Consider the following 18,261-nt stretch of genomic DNA (forward strand, 5'->3'; position numbering starts at 1 on the left):
CTTTCAACATTTAAGGCCGCGGATGTGATGCATTGTAGACTTTTTTCAATTGGTCTTTTGTAACATGCGTATACACTTGCGTTGATGAAATTTTTGAATGACCAAGCAATTCCTGAACCGTGCGAATGTCCGCCCCATTATTCAATAGGTGTGTAGCAAACGAATGCCTTAGCATATGGGGATGAAGACTTCCATCTGCGGCTGACTTTTTAATCAATTCATTCAATATATAGCGAACTCCCCTAGGTGTCAGAGGGTCTCCACGAAAATTAACAAATAAATAAACATGCGCCTTGGCGTCAGACGAAGTCAATTCCATCCTGGCTGTACGTATGTATAAATCTATTGCTTCCTGTGCATATCTACCAACCGGAACGTAGCGATCTTTTTTTCCTTTTCCATGGATCAGTACCGTCCCTAAGGAAAGATCGATATCCTGCAGTTTAATCTCACAACATTCACTTACGCGAATGCCTGTAGCATACAATAATTCAAGTAAGGCATTGTTCCTTATTCCTATCGGTGAATCTTTCTTTAAAGAAGAAAACAATTGATCCATTTCCTTCTCATAAAGAAATCGTGGCAGTCTTCCATCCTTTTTAGGTAAAGAAGCAAGTGAAAAAGGATTATCCTTCACATCACCTTCACGTAGTAAAAATTTATAAAGGCTCCGCAAGCAAGAAGTTTTTCTTGCAACAGTGCGCTTAGAAAGTTTTTTCTCATATAAATTCGTTAAATATAACCGGACATCAAAATATTCAACGGACGTGATATCCTCAATGCCCTGTTCATTAAGGAACAGAAAAAATTCGTGAATATCACGTTTGTAATTTTCAATGGTGTAATGTGAACTGTTCTTTTCAATTTGTAAATATTCGATGAAGGATGATAAAGCCTTTTTTTGATTAATCATGGAAACACCTCGCAAAGGCTAATAAATAGTATCATACTTTAAAACGGCAGGCAAATATTTTACAAATTTTTCACAAAGTTCTGAATTGTGTCCAAAGCGCGTTTAGCATGCGTTTCGTTCCGCTCTTTTTTGGATTTGATTCTCACTTCAAGGTCTGGAAGCAATCCAAAGTTGGCATTCATCGGCTGGAAGCTCTTACCATTAGTCGACGTTATGTACCTTGCCATGCTGCCCATCGTCGTCTCCGCAGGGAAAATGATAGGCTCCAATCCTTGGACGATCCTTGCAGCATTGATACCTGCAACCAGTCCCGATGCAGCCGATTCTACATACCCTTCGACGCCAGTCATCTGACCGGCAAAGAATAAATCATCCCGATTCTTGAATTGGTACGTAGGCTTCAAAACATTAGGTGAGTTTATGAAAGTGTTTCGATGCATAACTCCATAACGGACAATTTCCGCATTTTCCAATCCAGGGATGAGCTGCAATACTTCTTTTTGCGGCCCCCATTTCAAATGTGTCTGAAAACCAACAATATTGTAAAGTGTTCCTGCCGCATCATCTTGACGCAATTGAACTACAGCAAAAGGACGTTTTCCCGTTTTTGGATCTTCTAAGCCAACAGGCTTCAATGGACCAAATAGCATCGTTTTCTTCCCTCGTGATGCCATCACTTCAATGGGCATGCAGCCTTCAAAAAAGATTTCTTTTTCAAATTCTTTAAGCGGGACTGTTTCAGCAGCAATCAATGCTTCATAAAAGCGGTCAAACTCTTCTTCCGTCATCGGACAGTTCAAATAAGCTGCTTCGCCTTTATCATAGCGGGATTTCAAATATACTTTATCCATGTTAATGCTGTCTTTTTCAAGAATTGGTGCGGCAGCATCATAGAAGTACAAGTATTCTTCATCCATGATTTGCTTTAAGCTGTCAGATAGTGACTGACTTGTAAGCGGACCGGTTGCAATGACGGTAGGACCTTCCGGAATTTCCGTCACTTCTTCATTGATGACTGTTACATTTGGATGATTTTTGACCCTTTCCGTAACAAGACCGGCAAATTCATGACGATCAACAGCTAAAGCACCGCCAGCCGGTACAGCACAAGCATCTGCTGCGGACATGATGACCGAATCCAGTATACGCATTTCTTCTTTTAATACACCGACTGCATTTGTTAACGTATTTGCCCGAAGTGAATTGGAACAAACAAGTTCAGCGAATTTATCGGTATGATGGGCTGGCGTTTGTTTTACAGGGCGCATTTCATATAGATCGACTTTAATTCCTCTTTTAGCTAACTGCCACGCCGCTTCACTTCCAGCAAGCCCAGCACCGATTACACTTACTTTTGTTTCTTTCATTTTTCGAACCTCCATGTATAGATATGATAAGACAGGATCATTTATCATTAAAACTGCTTTCATAAAAGTTTCATTTTTAACGATATCTATGTATTTATACCCGAAATACTCATTCCTGCTAACGATAATTATAAAAAATATGCCAGAAAGGCGGCATTCCTCCTGTAATCCATCTTTTCTAAAAAGGGTAACGGACACAAATAGGAATTATATCTTTAAAAGAATGTACTTGTCCACTGAATTTTACATCACATGGCCTAAATAAAAAAGTTTCAAGCCTTATCCATTTTCTTCTTGGAAGTAAATCCACATACTATCATGATATCATACTTCCCTGAACATAAAGAAACTCGGCAAATGCCGAGTCAATTTAAATCCTGGTTTTTTCGATAGTTCACGATGAAAGTAAACGATTTCACGGTCTTTTCTATGCTTGGGGCAATTCTTTGAAATCACAATCCATGCACTGGACCTGGACGCCCTTTTTGAGTTTTTTCTCAACAAGTGTACCTTCACATTTCGGACAGCTCCGCGGCAGCGGTTTATCCCAAGATATGAAGTCACATCCAGGATAGGTATCACACCCGTAAAATATGCGGCGTTTTTTACTTTTCCTTTCAATGATGTTTCCTTCTTTACATTTTGGGCATTTAACACCGATTTCTTTAACGATTGGCTTTGTGTTACGGCAATCCGGGAAATTACTGCATGCCATGAACTTTCCATAACGCCCCATCTTAAAGACCATCCCATGTCCGCATTCAACGCAATCTTCACCTGCAGGTTCATCTTTGATTTCAATTTTCTCCATCTCGACTTCGGCTTTAGCCAAATGAACTGCAAATTCTTTATAAAATTCATCGATGACCTTTATCCATTCGATACTGCCTTCCTCGACGCTGTCGAATTCCTGTTCCATCTTGGCAGTGAACTCTGCATCAAGAATATCAGGGAAGAATTCGCGTATCAATTCAAGAACGATCTCACCAAGCTCTGTCGGGATGAACCGTTTATTATCCAAGGTAACATAGCCCCGTTTTTGAATCGTATCCAAGGTAGGAGCATATGTGGAAGGACGGCCTATTCCCAGTTCCTCCAGGGTTTTGACAAGACGGGCTTCGGTATATCGGGGCGGAGGCTGTGTGAAATGCTGCTTCGGCTCGATATCTTTTGAAAAGAATTGATCCCCTTTTTTCACATCCGGAAGTGCATTTTCCTTTTCTTCCACCGAGTCATCGGACCCTTCAACATATACCTTCATGAAACCCGGGAATTTAATTTTTGAACCATTTGCCCTGAAGATGACATCCCCATTATGCAGGTCGATGCTCATCGTATCCATGACCGCCGAAGACATTTGACTAGAAACGAATCGTTCCCAAATCAATTTATAAAGACGGAATTGATCTCTGGATAAGAACTCCTTGACTACACCCGGCTCACGTAATGTGCTTGTTGGCCTGACCGCTTCATGGGCGTCCTGGGCATTAGTCTGTTTTTTTTCCTTGCGCTGTTCAACCTGAACATAATCTTTACCATAATTATTTTGAATGAAGGTATGGACTTCCTCTTTCGCAACATCGGAAATCCGGGTCGAATCGGTTCTCATATAAGTGATTAACCCGACTGTACCTTCCTTGCCAAGTTCGATTCCTTCATAAAGCTGCTGAGCAAGCATCATGGTTTTCTTTGCACGGAAGTTCAATTTACGTGCCGCTTCCTGTTGCAGGGAAGAAGTCGTAAAAGGAGCGGCTGGATTACGCCTTCTTTCTTTTTTAGCCACAGCTCCTATCGTAAATTCGCCGCCATTTAAAGAAGCGAGCACTTTTTTGACGTCCTCTTCGGTATTCAATTCCTTCTTCTCGCCGCCAAGGCTGAAGAAGGAACCTTCAAACTGTTCTTTTCCTTTTACAAAATCAGCCTTGATTGTCCAATACTCTTCCGGGATAAAATCTTTGATCTCCTTCTCCCGGTCAATGATCATCCGTACAGCAACCGATTGGACCCGTCCCGCGCTTAAGCCTTTTTTCACCTTTTTCCACAAAAGCGGACTTATATTGTATCCGACCAAACGATCCAAGACTCTTCTTGCCTGCTGAGCATCAACCAATTTCATATTTATTGGCCTCGGTGATTTAAATGATTCTTTGATAGCCTCTTTCGTGATCTCGTTGAATACCACGCGGCAATCTGAGTTTACGTCAACATCAAGACTGTGAGCCAAATGCCAGGCAATGGCTTCCCCTTCCCTGTCGGGGTCAGCCGCGAGATAGATTTTTTTCGCTTTTTTTGCAGCGGTTTTCAATTCTTTTAAAACCGGGCCTTTGCCGCGGATAGTTATATATTTAGGTTCATATTCATGTTCAACATCGACACCCATTTGACTTTTAGGCAAATCGCGCACATGCCCCATGGAAGCCTTTACTTTATATTTTTTTCCCAAGTAACGTTCTATCGTTTTCGCCTTTGCGGGCGATTCCACAATCACTAAGTATTCTGACATCCAATAAATCCTCCTCAAAGAGGTAATATAAATCTTCACTATTATTAATCATTCAAAAATCATTTGTCAACACCTCTTTGCTTTTCAAAGCATCCTGATTCATTTATTAATAGGGATTTTGACAAGAGGTGCCATTTGCAAAACTTATAACAGTTTTACAATATTTTCAACCTTTTTGTCTAATAATTCAACCCATCCTTCTAAAAAACCACCTTTTTTTCTATTTTCCCGTTTGATTCTCCGTCTATCTTCTATATTATATTGTTCAAAACTCTTCCTCAATCTGCCTGGCACTCAAAACAAGTTTGGCACCATCAGAAATCAATTGATTGGTCCCCAGTGATTCAGGGCTCGTAACATTACCAGGAAGCGCAAATACCTCCCTGCCGTGTTCCAAAGCAGCTTGTGCCGTAATAAGGGATCCGCTTCTTTCTTTTGCCTCGACCACGAATACTCCCTGTGATAATCCACTGATGATCCGATTCCGAAGCGGAAACATCCAAGGTTCGGCCTTCATTTCCGGTGGAGTCTCAGATATAAGCAAGCCTTTATTGATGATTTCTTCAGCAAGGGGTACATTGGATTTCGGATATATTTGCATAAGCCCCCCTCCTAAAACCCCAATCGTATCTCCGCCTACGCTTAATGTGATCTTATGTGACTCTGCATCGATTCCAGCCGCCACTCCACTTATGATCACGAACTTTTTCTTTATAAGCGGTAATAGAATCGTTTTTAAGGCCTCCAGACCATACGTGGTTGGCTTACGTGTTCCAACAACACCTAGCGTATTCTTCCTTGTTAAAAGCCTCTTATCGCCTTTAAAATAAAGAACCCACGGAGGATCGAATATTTGCTTCAGCAAAAAAGGGTATTCATCATCGAAGATCGTCAAACAATGAATTTGGCTATTTTCGTATATTTTAAGTTTATCGATGGTATTGAGTGAATGTAAATCTTTGAGAAAGAGGTTGAGCTTATAAGAAGGGATAGGGAGCATTTTTGCCCATTCAACGTGATTCTTCGTGAACAGGGAAGATAATGACGGGTCTTTGGACATGATTGTCTGGATTGTTTTCCATCCTGCTCCGCGGCAATGATGGAGGTGGATTAACTTTTCTTTTTTATTCAATTGGAAACGCCCCTAATCGGATATTTTTTTAATGTTGGTTGATAGTGATGTACTTGGTGTCTAACGAGGAAATTGGAGGGAAAAAAGGCCGACCCAAAAAAAGGTCGGCCCAGCATGAATCAATGTGTTTTACAAGGTTCGTAAATATCTTTTTCTTTCAAGACAGAGATCAATGTTTCACCCATTACGGATGGAGTCTCGGCAACTTTAATTCCGCATTCGTTCATAACGCGGATTTTCTCGTCAGCAGTCCCTTTTCCTCCTGAGATAATGGCACCAGCATGACCCATGCGTTTACCGGCTGGAGCCGTACGGCCACCAATGAAACCAACAACTGGCTTAGTCATATTTTCCTTCACCCAGATTGCTGCTTCTTCTTCTGCCGTTCCGCCGATTTCCCCGATCATGATCACCGCATGTGTTTCCGGATCTTCATTGAACGCTTTCAAAACATCAATGAAATCCGTTCCGTTAACGGGATCCCCACCGATACCGACAGCCGAAGATTGGCCAATGCCTGCTTGCGATAATTGGTGAACGGCTTCGTATGTCAAAGTTCCAGAACGAGAAACTACACCTACATGGCCTTTTTTGTGGATATACCCTGGCATGATACCAATCTTACACTCTTCAGGAGTAATGACTCCTGGGCAGTTCGGTCCGATCAAGCGAGTTTTCTTGCCTTCCATGTAGCGCTTCACCTTGACCATATCCAGGACAGGAATATGTTCCGTGATACAAATGACAAGATCAAGTTCTGCGTCTACGGCTTCCAGAATTGCATCGGCAGCAAATGGAGCCGGTACGTAGATAACAGATGCATTCGCTCCGGTTTCTGTGACAGCTTCGGAAACTGTATTGAATACAGGTACCCCTTCCACTTCTGTTCCACCTTTACCCGGAGTGACTCCTCCAACGATTTTCGTGCCGTATTCCAACATTTGTTTTGTATGAAATAATGCTGTTGAACCAGTGATTCCCTGAACGATCACTTTCGTATCTTTATTAATATAAACGCTCATTATGTTCCCCCCTGCCTATTATCCTACAAGTGATACTATTTTTTGTGCTCCATCTGCCATTGATTCAGCAGCCGTAATATTTAAACCTGACTCTTTTAGAATCTTTTTGCCAAGGTCCACATTCGTTCCTTCAAGGCGTACAACAAGAGGGACATCCAGGCCAAGCTCACTAGCAGCAGCAACGACGCCTGTAGCGATGATGTCACATTTCATGATTCCTCCGAAGATATTAACGAAGATGCCTTTAACATTTTGATCGGAAAGGATGATTTTGAAAGCCTCTTTCACTTTTTCCTCAGTGGCGCCGCCACCAACGTCAAGGAAGTTAGCCGGATCTCCCATATAATGTTTAATGATGTCCATCGTCGCCATAGCAAGACCTGCACCATTTACCATGCAACCGATATTTCCGTCAAGCGATATGTAACTAAGGCCATGTTTTGATGCTTCAATCTCTTTCGCATCCTCTTCATCCAAATCACGGTACTCCGCGATGTCTTTATGGCGGTAAATCGCATTATCATCGAAGTTCAATTTAGCATCAAGCGCCATTACATCGCCGTCGCCCGTTACCACTAATGGGTTGATTTCTGCGATTGAGCAATCTTTTTCAACGAAAGCTGTATATAAGTTAACCATCAGTTTGGAAGCTTTATTTATAAGTGAAGCCGGAATATTGATATTGAACGCAATCCTCCGTGCCTGGAAGCCAGTCAGGCCTACAACCGGATCGATTACTTCTTTGAAAATTTTCTCTGGTGTCTTTTCGGTCACTTCCTCAATTTCCGTACCGCCTTCTTCAGAAGCCATCAATACGACACTGTCCGTAGCACGGTCAAGGACCAGCCCGATATAATATTCTTTTGTAATGTCGCAGCCTTCTTCAATAAGTAAACGCTTAACTTCCTTGCCTTCAGGACCTGTTTGATGGGTCACCAGTGTCTTGCCAAGAATCTCTTCTGCATATGTACGTGCTTCATCAAGATTCTTCGCTACCTTGACTCCGCCGGCTTTCCCGCGGCCACCCGCATGAATTTGAGCTTTGACGACAACAACTTCCGTACCTAATTCCTTCGCTGCTTCCACTGCTTCATCAACAGTAAAGGCAACCCGGCCATTTGGAACGGATACCCCGTATTGTCGCAATATCTCTTTCCCCTGATACTCATGGATATTCATTTCCCATCCTCCTTATCTACTAAAAAACAACTTTGAAATTTAATGCGTGTTTTCTCTATCATATTACAACAAAATTCTCCTTCGTGCATAATTTTCTTTCTCACAATTTTTAAAATATTATTATAATATACTTCTATACCCATGTGAAAAATGGAAAAAACCTTCTTCGCCGTTGTGTCTTTTTCTTATTAAAATCATATAGTCTGGTTCTGAAATTCTATTTTCAAAAAAGTCAATGCAGTTATAAATCTAGTGAAAACACTTCTGTGAAAGCCTTTTCACCGCATTAACTCTGAGATCCTTTTATGAAAAATCACGGTTATCCTTGTCTTGATTCAAAGGAAAAGCAAAAGGACAAGGCCATGGCCTTGTCCTTTTGCAAATAATTTAGTGCTTTTTTAATATAATGAAAATTCGTCAGTGATTTCCCTAATATTCTACATAAACCAACAGAAATCCATTTGGTGAATTCATCTGATAAAATAGGAAACTACCGATTCATATCCTTGTCAACTTTATAAATGAATGCGAATACCTCTGCAACAGCTCCATACAATTCTTCCGGAATCGTTTGATTTATATCCAATTGACCTAAAAGTGCAGCAAGCGATTCGTCCCTTTGGACCGGTATATCCAGTTTCATGGCCTTTTCCAGAATATTTTCAGCCGTTTTACCCTTCCCCTTCGCCAATATGACGGGCGCTTTAGATGTCTTTTGATCATACTTTAAGGCAATCGCTTCTTTTCGTTTATCATTCATCATATTCGAATATCCACTCCACTATATGAACCGGCTTCTGTAAATGGAATCGGTTTCACCCTTTGGTCCCGCTCTTTTTCATTCACGGGATTTACAAATGAAACCCCTGACAATCTGTAATCCATTTTTCCGAGATTCTCTCTCAGGATGTCAAGATATTGACCAGCTGCCTCTTCAAGGGCCGCACCATGCCCATTGATGACCGTCACTTTGATGATTCGGTTTTGAACCTGCATGTCGATGACCGTCTCTTTAAGGCGTTCCAATTCTAAATAAAATAGGACACGGCAGTAATCCGGGTCTATTTTGCCATCTTTTGTTTTCCTTCCGCTCCATTGTAACGTTAGGTCCGTTTGAGCAGATCCCAGATTGAGTGGAAGTGTAAGGAGTAAATTCTGAATCGGACCATTTTCCTGTGAAAGGATCTGCTGCGCAGTAATCCGATTTAGGACTTGTTCAGCCATCTCCTTGATGGATGCAGGAATTTGCTCATTCAGCAATTTAAGCAGCAGCGGTTTAAGTGTCTCCAACTCCTTCGGGAACTCCGCCATATCATCTCCAGAAAGGTTGATGAGTGCATGTTCCAGCTGAAGACCAAGAATCTTGGTCATTTCTTTCAGTTGATTTGCAACAGAAGGTCCATCGGTTAAATCGATTGTTTGAAACTCAGCTTCCAATACATGCGAAAGGACCAGCTTCTCATTCATCCTAGCGTATTGGGCCTCAGGAAGCTTATTAAGCGACTTAAACAGTAATTCAGCTGCCTTACCCTTCGACTCAGCTACTTGCTCTGTGTCCTTATTCAAGTAGCCTATAAGGCCATTCACTTCTATTTTTCCGCCTACTGCCTTTTTAGCTGTTACTTCGGTAAAAGCACTCTGGAGTAAATGAAAGGCAAGAGGGGAAAGTTTTTCTGCAGCAATGTTTTTTCTCGGCATCGAGTGGATATCAATTGTCAGTTTTGCCCTCTCATGTTCATGACCGTTCAATATGCGATTAATAGCAGTATCGATCTCTTCAACTTTTGCAAATGCCCCGCTTTTTGCCCCGGAAAGCAGCTGCAGTCCTTGATGTAATTTATCAACCGCTGAATTCTTGGCAATACCGGACCTAGCGTCAGCTCCATCAATTAAATTTTCCAGAAAGACAGATTCCGTCATTCCCTTTGGAATGAAACCCGTCTTTTGAAGGAGGGAAAATGCACCGGATTTCATTTCTGGCGTTGAATCGGAATCCAGCCAAGCGGTCACTAGTTTTTGCAAACCGATTTGTTGAAACTGGTTCTGTTTAGCAACCTGTAAGGAGTCCAATACCTCCATCAGCTTGACGGCAGTCCCCGTTACTGCCCCGCCATCCTCCAGCTGCTGCTTGAAGCCACTGAGGAGTTTGTGGAAAGGTTCACCTTTGGACTGTGTTAATAAGGCATCAAATACATCTTTTACAAAAGGCAGCTGCTGAATGAACATCGTTTTTATTACAGGCAGACCAACTTCTGCACCATCAGCTTTTAACCATTGCAAAGCGGACTGAAACGTTTCCTTGGTTATCGGAAGGCGATTTGTCAGGAGATATTCGGCAAGCTTCGTTGCGGCCGGTTCGGGCATTACGCCGAGATGAGCGATTAATTTTGCAACCGTTCCCTTTAAGCCGGAATCGTTCAAATCGGGGGAATCTAAAGCTTTTAACACGACTACGCCCTCAATTGGGTGCTGCACTTTAAACCAATACCTTTCTCCTGTCCGAAGCGGGATATCGAGAATGGCAATCATTTTTTGATGACAAATCTGTACCTCGGCCTTTTGGTTAGGAAAAACCTTATTTACCTTCCCGAAAAGAATTTGCCCGTTTGTCCAACTCGCAGTTCCTTTTATTTCAATGGGTGAAGTTACGGGTTGACCGCTTGTTATGGATCGCACCACTCATCCCCCCTTAATCCTTCGTTCGTGCAGCGATTTCCTTAACTGGTGCAAAACTTCTTCTATGCCAAGGTGTAAGCCCGTGCGTGCCGAGCGCTTCTAAATGTTGGCTTGTCCCGTAACCCATATGCTTTTCAAAACCATATTCCGGATATTCTTCACCATATTCCTTCATCATTCTATCACGGGTCACTTTCGCTATTATGGAGGCCGCAGAGATGCTAATGCTTCTTGCATCCCCCTTTATGAGCGAAAGCTGCGGAATCGGCACATCCAATTCCATTGCATCGATCAACAAATGATCTGGAAGTTCCGACAGATCGTTCAATGCGGCCACCATTGCCTTTTTCGTAGCTTGATATATATTGATTTCATCAATTACTTCGCTATGTACAACACCTACACCTATGGATAGTGCTTCCTTAAAAATCATTTCATAAAACAGTTCCCTTTTTGCTTCTGGAATCTTTTTAGAATCATTAAGCCCTGGCAAATAAAAAGATTCAGGCAAGATGACCGCACTCGTCACTACTGGTCCTGCCAGCGGTCCTCTTCCGACTTCATCGATACCAGCCAGAATGGAAAACCCCTGTTTTCGCAATTGCCGTTCAAACTCCGTCATTTCCGTGAAAGCATCCCTTACCTGTTGTTCTTTTTCATAAGCTCTTTGCCATTTGCTTACTAAGTCGGTTACTCCCTTTCGTCCGTCCTCCCGGCATTTCTGTAAAAATAAATCTTCGGGCTCCCTTATCGTCTTTAACTTTGAGGAGATTTCCTTAATGCTCATTGCGGTTATCATATTTATCACCCATCATATTAATTATCGGCAGCCTTGCTCCCTTTCTACAGTTCAGACAAAAATACGGAGCGGAAAAGAGACATCAAAAAGAGAAAGCCTTTTGACATCCAACTCCAACTCCGTATCAATCCTCTTCACTGATTGTCTTCAACAATCAGGTCAATGTTAATGTTATTCGGGGATATCATTCTCTTTATAATCCAAAGGGACCTCTAACGTAAGCGGACCCATCTTTTCTGAACGGATTTCACGTACGACCAACTCTGCGGTTTTGTCATAATCGATGAAGCCCCCAGATGCTAAACAGCCCCTGAACTTTCCGACCGCATCGAACAATTCGAGCGTTTCCTGCGGAATTATATCCAGATTATAACGGGATTTCAATCTATCCGGATATTCTTTTTCCAAAAAGCGAAGGCCGTATAATGAGACTTCATGCAAGTTTAAGATCGTATCTTTGATCGCACCTGTCAACGCAAGCTTCAAGCCTACTTCTTGATCCTCGAATTTCGGCCAGAGAATCCCCGGCGTGTCGAGCAATTCCAATTCCTTACCGACTTTTATCCATTGCTGCGCTTTCGTGACGCCAGGCATATTCCCTGTTTTGGCAATGTTCTTTTTGGCAAGTCGATTGATTAAAGTCGATTTCCCCACGTTCGGAATGCCGACTATCATGGCACGGATCGCTCTCGGCTTTATTCCTCTTGATTCCATCCGCTCATACTTCTCTTTTAAAAGTTTTTTGGATGCAGCTGTAATCTGGTTTAAACCGTTTCCTGCCTGTGAGTTAATGGCAATCGCCGTTTTCCCCTGCGATTTATAATGTTCCAGCCACATATTCGTTTTTACCGGATCGGCCATATCAGCTTTATTCAAAAGGATGACCCTCGGTTTATGCTGAATAATTTCATCGATCATCGGATTTCGTGAAGATGCCGGAATCCGGGCATCCACAAGTTCAAAGATGATGTCGATCAGTTTTAATTTCTCTGTTACTTCCCGTCTTGCTTTGGCCATATGGCCAGGGAACCACTGTATTGTCAATGGAATGCACCTTCCTACTATTCCGCCAATCGAAAGTCTTCGATCGGCCAATAAACTAATTTAGTTTTTCCTAACACTTTATCGTAAGGAACGACACCTACGCCAATATGGCGGCTATCCTTACTGAAACGGCGATTATCCCCCAGGACAAATAGGTGGCCTTCAGGCACCGTTCCTTGTTCTATGACATCACTTAATGTAAAAGGTTCCGTCAAATCCCCGCCATCAATCAATTGTTCTTTATATTCATCCAAGTATGGCTCATCGTAAGCTTTTCCATTCACGTAAAGAGTATCATTTCTATATTCGACTTTTTCCCCAGGCAATCCGATGACCCGCTTTATGTAATCCTTGCCTTCTGGAGCTTCGAAAACGATAATGTCGAATCTTTTCGGTTCGCCAATCGAATAGGAGATTTTATTAACGATCATGCGGTCTGTATCCTTTAATGTCGGCATCATCGAATTACCGTCCACAACAATAGGAGCCAGAAGGAAATAACGAATCAGCGTCGCCGCTATAACCGCGATTATGACCGCCTTTGTCCATTCCCACAATTCATTTTTCTTTTTCGCCATCCTTACCCACCCTTTTTGAAGCATATCAAAAATTATTTTAACATGTTGCGGACGCTATAGCGAGCAGGTTTCTATATAGTTTTCACCGTATGTGTATTCATCGTTAAAGTGCAAAAAGGGAGCCTGATAAACAAGCTCCCCTTTTGCATGATACTGTTTGGTTATTCACCTTATGTGGATCATGGTAAACCCGCATGAAGATATTCGAAGAATTAACGACGAATTTCTTTAATACGTGCTTTTTTACCACGAAGTTCGCGTAGGTAATAAAGTTTCGCACGACGTACTTTACCGTGACGGATAACTTCTAGTTTCGCAATTTTTGGTGTGTGAACAGGGAAAGCACGTTCCACTCCAACGCCGTAAGAGATCTTACGCACTGTGAAAGTTTCACTAACTCCGCCGCCACGACGTTTGATTACAACGCCTTCAAACAACTGGATACGTTCGCGAGTTCCTTCAACAACCTTTACGTGTACACGTACTGTGTCACCAGGTCTGAATGATGGAAGATCTGAGCGAAGTTGTTCTTTTGTGATTTCGTTAATAAGATTTTGCATCGATTTCAACTCCTCCTGGACGCTCTTGCAAATACTTATTGTTTGCAGCGGAACATCGTTATAAGACTGAGCATTTTGCCCAAGTCACAAGGTATATCCTATCATACTATAAACGTCGATGCAATAGACATCAGTCTTCTTTTTTAATCTCGGACAATAATTTTTCTTCAACTTCCGATAGTTCATAACTATCGAGCAAATCCGGACGTCGAATCCAAGTTCTGCGCAGGGATTCCTTCATCCGCCATTCATCGATTTTTTTATGATTCCCGGATATTAGCGGATCGGGAACTTTCATCCCCCGGAAATCTGCAGGTCTAGTATAATGTGGATGCTCTAACAAACCAGAAGAATAGGAATCAAGAATCGGGGAGTCAACATTTCCCAGAACGCCAGGCAGCAAGCGCACAACGCTGTCAATAATGACCATTGCGCCCAATTCCCCGCCTGTTAGCACAAAGTCACCTATCGATATTTCATCAGTGACGACATGCTCCCGGATGCGCTCATCATACCCTTCATAATGCCCGCAAATGAAAATGAGATGTTCCTCTTCAGCAAACTCTTCGGCTTTTTTCTGCGTGTAACGCTCTCCCTGGGGGCAAAGCAGGACTACCCTTGGGGTTAGCTCAGCTTGCCCTTTAAGAGCTTCCACAGCATCAAAGATCGGTTGTGCCTTCAATACCATTCCGGCACCGCCGCCATACGGATAATCGTCTACCGTCGAATGCTTATTATCTGCATAATCTCGGAAATTGGTCACCTTATAGCTGACAGCCTGCTTTTCCGCAGCCTTTTTTAAGATTGACGAGCCAAATACCCCTTCGAACATTTCTGGAAAAAGCGAAAGCACATCGATTTTCATCAGTCTAAAAGTCCTTCCATCGGTGTAATGATGACCTTTTTAGCGGAGATATCCACTTCTTTTACAATTTGTTCAATATACGGAATAAGAATGTCCTTACTGCCAGCCTTCTTAATGACCCAAACATCATTGGCACCAGGCGTAAGAACCTCAATGATTTCCCCGACTTCCATGCCTTCATCGGTAAATACCGAACAGCCGATGATTTCATGGAAGTAGAACTCACCTTCGTCCAATTTACCAAGCTGTGCTTCCTTGACTTTCAGGACCCCGTTTTTAAAAGCCTCGACCTGTCCAACGTTATAATAGTTCTCGAACGTCAATAGGTTAAAGTTTTTATGGGTGCGATGCGACCTGATGACAAGCGGCAAAGGTTTTTTCTCCGTATCCCTAAACAAATACAGAGTATTTCCCACTTTGTATCGTTTTTCTGGAAAGTCTGTTGAAGAAATAACACGGACTTCTCCTAAAAGACCATGTGTGTTGACAATTTTACCTACATTAAACCACTTTTCCATTCTTTCACCTCTAACGAATTTCCGAGACGATTCCATCTTTAATGACAATGGTCTTCGTTGCCATAATTTCGTCCCAATCTGCCCCAATTTCCACATCAATGATACTTTGAACTTCCCGTTCCTTCAATTCACTTCCCGCGGGAAGGATCTCCAACTGCTCCATTTGAAATTCAAGCAGTTTAATTTTTTCTTGCCTCTGGTTTATTTCTTTTTCGAAATGAGCACGGAGACTAGCAGGTTGGAGAGTTCTTGTTTTTTCAAGTTTTTTCAGTTCAAAGCGAAGCTGTTCACTCTCTTTTTGAAGCTGAAGGCGTTTTGACTTGTATTTCTCGAGGAGCTGATTCTTGCTGGATTCCGTTAATACTTGGTTAACGATTACATTTTGGAGAATTTTCATTCCAGCACCTCCTATTATCTATGATTTCGTATTTCCTTCAAAAATTATGTATGATGGGGTAATCTTTTTGAAATGGGGGTCATTCTCTTAAGTATAACGTAAATCGGTAAAAGATGCGTCTTAAAAGGCGTAAAGTTTAACATCCGGGTCTGATCAATTGGGATCTAAGCTTTCTTGAAGTACAAAAAAAGGAGGGGTATTAACCCTCCTTATTCGGAAATCTCCAAATAGATTTTCTTCTGCTGTGAAGATCCTGCTGCATATACCACAGTCCGAATCGCCTTAGCAACACGCCCTTGTTTACCGATCACCTTGCCCATATCCTCTTTATGAACGGAGAGGATATAAACAATCCGGTCGGATTCTTCCTTGGAGGTCACGATGACCTCTTCCGGATAATCCACAAGTGCTGAAACAATCGTTTCAATCAGTGCTTTCATCAACTACCGTCGATTACTTGCTGTTTTTTGCAACATGGAATTTTTCCATGATGCCTTGTGTAGAGAATAAGTTACGTACTGTATCAGATGGTTTAGCTCCATCTTGTAACCATTTAAGAGCAAGCTCTTCGTTGATTTCAACTTTAGCTGGTTGAGTCACCGGGTTATAAGTTCCTACCACTTCAATGTAACGTCCGTCACGTGGTGAACGAGAATCTGCAACTACAATACGATAGAAAGGAGATTTTTTAGCTCCCATACGTTTTAAGCGAATTTTTACTGCCATTTTAAATAAGCACCTCCGAATAGTTTCACACAAGATAGTATAATATCAAATGTCTTGCATGTTTGTAAAGGTTTTTTTCTTAACAGGTAAAAAAAGTGTTGAAATACATGGCTTCGACCCGTATTTCGCCTCGATTTTGCCTAAAATAAACCTTACATGAACGGGAATTTGAATCCCTTTTTCTTTCCTTTTTGCATGTTCGTAACCTGTTTCATCATCTTTTTCATTTCTTCGAATTGCTTCAGTAGACGGTTCACTTCTTGAATCGATCTGCCACTTCCTTTGGCAATCCGTTTCTTGCGGGATGCATTCATGGTTTCCGGATGTTCCTTTTCATGCGTTGTCATTGAACGGATGATAGCTTCGACATGACCGATTTGTTTCTCATCGATCTGAAGGTTGTCCATCCCTTTCATTTTATTCGCACCGGGAATCATTTTCAGAATATCATCAAGCGGTCCCATATTCCGCACCTGACCAAGCTGATCAAGGAAATCATCAAAGGTAAAAGTGGCTGTACGCATCTTTTTCTCTAATTCTTTCGCTTTTTCTTCATCTACATTGGCCTGTGCTTTTTCGATAAGGGTCAATACATCACCCATGCCGAGGATCCTTGACGCCATCCGTTCTGGATGGAACGCTTCAAGTGCATCCAATTTTTCACCCATACCGACGAATTTAATCGGCGTGTCGGTGACTGAACGAATTGAAAGTGCCGCACCACCACGTGTATCCCCATCAAGTTTCGTTAATACGACTCCTGTCAGGCCTAGCTGTTCATTGAAGCTTTGGGCTACATTGACCGCATCCTGACCGGTCATCGCATCGACAACCAGGAAGATTTCATCAGGTTTTGTCAACTCTTTGATATCCTTCAGTTCGCCCATCAAGTTTTCATCAACATGAAGGCGGCCTGCGGTATCAATCAACACATAATCATGATGTTCTTCCTTAGCTTTTTCAATTGCCTGTTTGGCAATTTCAACAGGACTTACCTGGTCCCCAAGGGAGAAAACAGGCATGCTTAACTGTTTGCCAAGTGTTTCAAGCTGCTTAATCGCCGCCGGACGGTAAATATCAGCCGCAACGAGCAATGGCTTACGGTTGTATTTTTTCCTAAGAAGATTGGCAAGCTTTCCTGTGGTCGTCGTTTTACCTGCACCTTGAAGACCTACCATCATAATGACAGTCGGTGGTTTCGAGGCAACGGCAATCTTGCTTTGTTCGCCGCCCATCAGCTCCGTCAACTCTTCCTTGACTACCTTTATTACCTGTTGACCGGGGGTTAAGCTTTTCAGCACTTCCTGACCTACCGAACGTTCACTGACACGTTTTACAAAATCCTTCACGACCTTAAAGTTAACATCCGCTTCAAGCAGGGCCAATCGAACTTCACGCATCATTTCTTTAACGTCCGCTTCGTTGACCTTCCCTTTTCCACGAATCTTTTGCATCGTGCTCTGCAGTCGGTCGGCCAATCCTTCAAATGCCATATTGCCGCCTCCTAATCCAACTTCTCAAGCGTTGTGATTGCGTCTAGCAGCTTCTCTTTTGAAAAGGATTCCTTTTCTAAGAGTCCCTTCATATTCGCAATCCACTGGTTACGCTCTTGAAATTTTTGAAATAACAATAGCTTTGCTTCATATTCCTCAAGCATCGCTTCTGTTCTTTTTATATTATCATAGACTGCCTGCCTACTTACTTCGTATTCATCGGCAATCTCGCCAAGAGAGTAATCATCCAGATAGTAGAGGGACATGTAGCTCTGCTGCTTCTCTGTTAACAACGATTGGTAAAAGTCATACAAATAATTAATCCGCGTTGTCTTTTCAAGCATCTTAGCAAGCCTCCCTGCTGTTAAGTGAAAACCCTTTACAAGTTTATATTGTAAAGCCTTGTTTATTTGATGTCAAGTTAAACTCCTTACCACGTGTTGCAAAGCATTATTTTTTTCTTTTTCAGCCTCTTTTTTGGACCTTGCA

General features: G+C 42.2%; 19 protein-coding genes. All 19 read right to left on the reverse strand.

Going from position 1 to position 18,261, the window contains the following annotated elements:
• Positions 1 to 10: 10 nt before the first annotated feature.
• On the reverse strand, positions 11 to 913 hold the full coding sequence (gene xerC / locus J7E52_RS23460) for a tyrosine recombinase XerC (RefSeq protein WP_214750773.1): 903 nt from the start codon (positions 911 to 913) through the stop codon (positions 11 to 13).
• Between the two features lie 59 nt (positions 914 to 972).
• Positions 973 to 2,280, reverse strand: coding sequence for an FADH(2)-oxidizing methylenetetrahydrofolate--tRNA-(uracil(54)-C(5))-methyltransferase TrmFO (gene trmFO, locus J7E52_RS23465; RefSeq protein ID WP_063231875.1), 1,308 nt, complete (start codon positions 2,278 to 2,280; stop codon positions 973 to 975).
• 427 nt (positions 2,281 to 2,707) lie between these two features.
• Positions 2,708 to 4,783 carry a type I DNA topoisomerase gene (gene topA / locus J7E52_RS23470; RefSeq protein ID WP_214750774.1) on the reverse strand — a complete coding sequence of 692 codons (2,076 nt, stop codon included), beginning with the start codon at positions 4,781 to 4,783 and terminating at the stop codon, positions 2,708 to 2,710.
• A gap of 265 nt (positions 4,784 to 5,048) precedes the next feature.
• Complete coding sequence (gene dprA / locus J7E52_RS23475) at positions 5,049 to 5,915, reverse strand: DNA-processing protein DprA (protein ID WP_286198046.1); 867 nt, start codon at positions 5,913 to 5,915, stop codon at positions 5,049 to 5,051.
• A gap of 119 nt (positions 5,916 to 6,034) precedes the next feature.
• A complete protein-coding gene (gene sucD, locus J7E52_RS23480) occupies positions 6,035 to 6,937 on the reverse strand; it encodes a succinate--CoA ligase subunit alpha (RefSeq protein WP_214750775.1) in 903 nt (300 codons plus the stop codon).
• 18 nt (positions 6,938 to 6,955) lie between these two features.
• Positions 6,956 to 8,116: an ADP-forming succinate--CoA ligase subunit beta gene (sucC, locus tag J7E52_RS23485; RefSeq protein WP_214750776.1), complete on the reverse strand. Its 1,161-nt coding sequence runs from the start codon at positions 8,114 to 8,116 to the stop codon at positions 6,956 to 6,958.
• A 490-nt stretch (positions 8,117 to 8,606) separates the two neighbouring features.
• Entirely contained in the window at positions 8,607 to 8,879 is a 273-nt protein-coding gene (locus J7E52_RS23490; RefSeq protein WP_396020309.1) for an EscU/YscU/HrcU family type III secretion system export apparatus switch protein, read from the reverse strand.
• Positions 8,876 to 10,792 (reverse strand): hypothetical protein, encoded by a 1,917-nt coding sequence (locus J7E52_RS23495; protein ID WP_214750777.1) that lies wholly within the window; start codon positions 10,790 to 10,792, stop codon positions 8,876 to 8,878. The genes J7E52_RS23490 and J7E52_RS23495 overlap by 4 nt, the downstream gene beginning before the upstream one ends.
• Positions 10,793 to 10,805: 13 nt before the next feature.
• Complete coding sequence (locus tag J7E52_RS23500) at positions 10,806 to 11,588, reverse strand: ribonuclease HII (protein WP_396020311.1); 783 nt, start codon at positions 11,586 to 11,588, stop codon at positions 10,806 to 10,808.
• A gap of 174 nt (positions 11,589 to 11,762) precedes the next feature.
• Entirely contained in the window at positions 11,763 to 12,635 is an 873-nt protein-coding gene (ylqF, locus tag J7E52_RS23505; RefSeq protein ID WP_214750778.1) for a ribosome biogenesis GTPase YlqF, read from the reverse strand.
• Positions 12,636 to 12,652: 17 nt separating this feature from the next.
• Positions 12,653 to 13,213 (reverse strand): signal peptidase I, encoded by a 561-nt coding sequence (lepB, locus tag J7E52_RS23510; RefSeq protein ID WP_214750779.1) that lies wholly within the window; start codon positions 13,211 to 13,213, stop codon positions 12,653 to 12,655.
• A gap of 212 nt (positions 13,214 to 13,425) precedes the next feature.
• On the reverse strand, positions 13,426 to 13,773 hold the full coding sequence (gene rplS, locus J7E52_RS23515) for a 50S ribosomal protein L19 (RefSeq protein ID WP_214750780.1): 348 nt from the start codon (positions 13,771 to 13,773) through the stop codon (positions 13,426 to 13,428).
• Between the two features lie 130 nt (positions 13,774 to 13,903).
• The gene (gene trmD, locus J7E52_RS23520; protein WP_214750781.1) at positions 13,904 to 14,638 is read right to left on the reverse strand and encodes a tRNA (guanosine(37)-N1)-methyltransferase TrmD; all 735 of its coding nucleotides are present in this window, start codon (positions 14,636 to 14,638) and stop codon (positions 13,904 to 13,906) included.
• Positions 14,638 to 15,156, reverse strand: a complete 519-nt coding sequence (gene rimM / locus J7E52_RS23525) for a ribosome maturation factor RimM (RefSeq protein WP_214750782.1) — start codon at positions 15,154 to 15,156, stop codon at positions 14,638 to 14,640. Before rimM ends, trmD begins: the two co-directional genes overlap by 1 nt.
• Before the next feature lie 10 nt (positions 15,157 to 15,166).
• A complete protein-coding gene (locus J7E52_RS23530; RefSeq protein WP_034313711.1) occupies positions 15,167 to 15,553 on the reverse strand; it encodes a YlqD family protein in 387 nt (128 codons plus the stop codon).
• Positions 15,554 to 15,762: 209 nt separating this feature from the next.
• Positions 15,763 to 15,993, reverse strand: coding sequence for a KH domain-containing protein (locus J7E52_RS23535; protein WP_048684915.1), 231 nt, complete (start codon positions 15,991 to 15,993; stop codon positions 15,763 to 15,765).
• Positions 15,994 to 16,006: 13 nt separating this feature from the next.
• Entirely contained in the window at positions 16,007 to 16,279 is a 273-nt protein-coding gene (gene rpsP / locus J7E52_RS23540) for a 30S ribosomal protein S16 (RefSeq protein WP_034313715.1), read from the reverse strand.
• Between the two features lie 152 nt (positions 16,280 to 16,431).
• Positions 16,432 to 17,772 carry a signal recognition particle protein gene (gene ffh / locus J7E52_RS23545; RefSeq protein WP_034313716.1) on the reverse strand — a complete coding sequence of 447 codons (1,341 nt, stop codon included), beginning with the start codon at positions 17,770 to 17,772 and terminating at the stop codon, positions 16,432 to 16,434.
• Positions 17,773 to 17,783: 11 nt separating this feature from the next.
• Positions 17,784 to 18,116 (reverse strand): putative DNA-binding protein, encoded by a 333-nt coding sequence (locus tag J7E52_RS23550; RefSeq protein ID WP_214750783.1) that lies wholly within the window; start codon positions 18,114 to 18,116, stop codon positions 17,784 to 17,786.
• Between the last annotated feature and the right edge of the window lie 145 nt (positions 18,117 to 18,261).

This window comes from Bacillus sp. ISL-34 (assembly GCF_018613325.1).
In the GTDB taxonomy this organism is placed as follows: Bacteria; Bacillota; Bacilli; order Bacillales; family DSM-1321; genus Peribacillus.

Bases quoted from the DNA above. Each gene is read 5' to 3' on its own strand.
- xerC (WP_214750773.1), bottom strand. From the start codon at position 913: ATGATTAATCAAAAAAAGGCTTTATCATCCTTCATCGAATATTTACAA.
- trmFO (WP_063231875.1), bottom strand. From the start codon at position 2,280: ATGAAAGAAACAAAAGTAAGTGTAATCGGTGCTGGGCTTGCTGGAAGT.
- topA (WP_214750774.1), bottom strand. From the start codon at position 4,783: ATGTCAGAATACTTAGTGATTGTGGAATCGCCCGCAAAGGCGAAAACG.
- sucD (WP_214750775.1), bottom strand. From the start codon at position 6,937: ATGAGCGTTTATATTAATAAAGATACGAAAGTGATCGTTCAGGGAATC.
- sucC (WP_214750776.1), bottom strand. From the start codon at position 8,116: ATGAATATCCATGAGTATCAGGGGAAAGAGATATTGCGACAATACGGG.
- J7E52_RS23490 (WP_396020309.1), bottom strand. From the start codon at position 8,879: ATGATGAATGATAAACGAAAAGAAGCGATTGCCTTAAAGTATGATCAA.
- lepB (WP_214750779.1), bottom strand. From the start codon at position 13,213: ATGGCGAAAAAGAAAAATGAATTGTGGGAATGGACAAAGGCGGTCATA.
- rplS (WP_214750780.1), bottom strand. From the start codon at position 13,773: ATGCAAAATCTTATTAACGAAATCACAAAAGAACAACTTCGCTCAGAT.
- trmD (WP_214750781.1), bottom strand. From the start codon at position 14,638: ATGAAAATCGATGTGCTTTCGCTTTTTCCAGAAATGTTCGAAGGGGTA.
- rimM (WP_214750782.1), bottom strand. From the start codon at position 15,156: ATGGAAAAGTGGTTTAATGTAGGTAAAATTGTCAACACACATGGTCTT.
- J7E52_RS23530 (WP_034313711.1), bottom strand. From the start codon at position 15,553: ATGAAAATTCTCCAAAATGTAATCGTTAACCAAGTATTAACGGAATCC.
- J7E52_RS23535 (WP_048684915.1), bottom strand. From the start codon at position 15,993: ATGAAAGCACTGATTGAAACGATTGTTTCAGCACTTGTGGATTATCCG.
- rpsP (WP_034313715.1), bottom strand. From the start codon at position 16,279: ATGGCAGTAAAAATTCGCTTAAAACGTATGGGAGCTAAAAAATCTCCT.
- ffh (WP_034313716.1), bottom strand. From the start codon at position 17,772: ATGGCATTTGAAGGATTGGCCGACCGACTGCAGAGCACGATGCAAAAG.
- J7E52_RS23550 (WP_214750783.1), bottom strand. From the start codon at position 18,116: ATGCTTGAAAAGACAACGCGGATTAATTATTTGTATGACTTTTACCAA.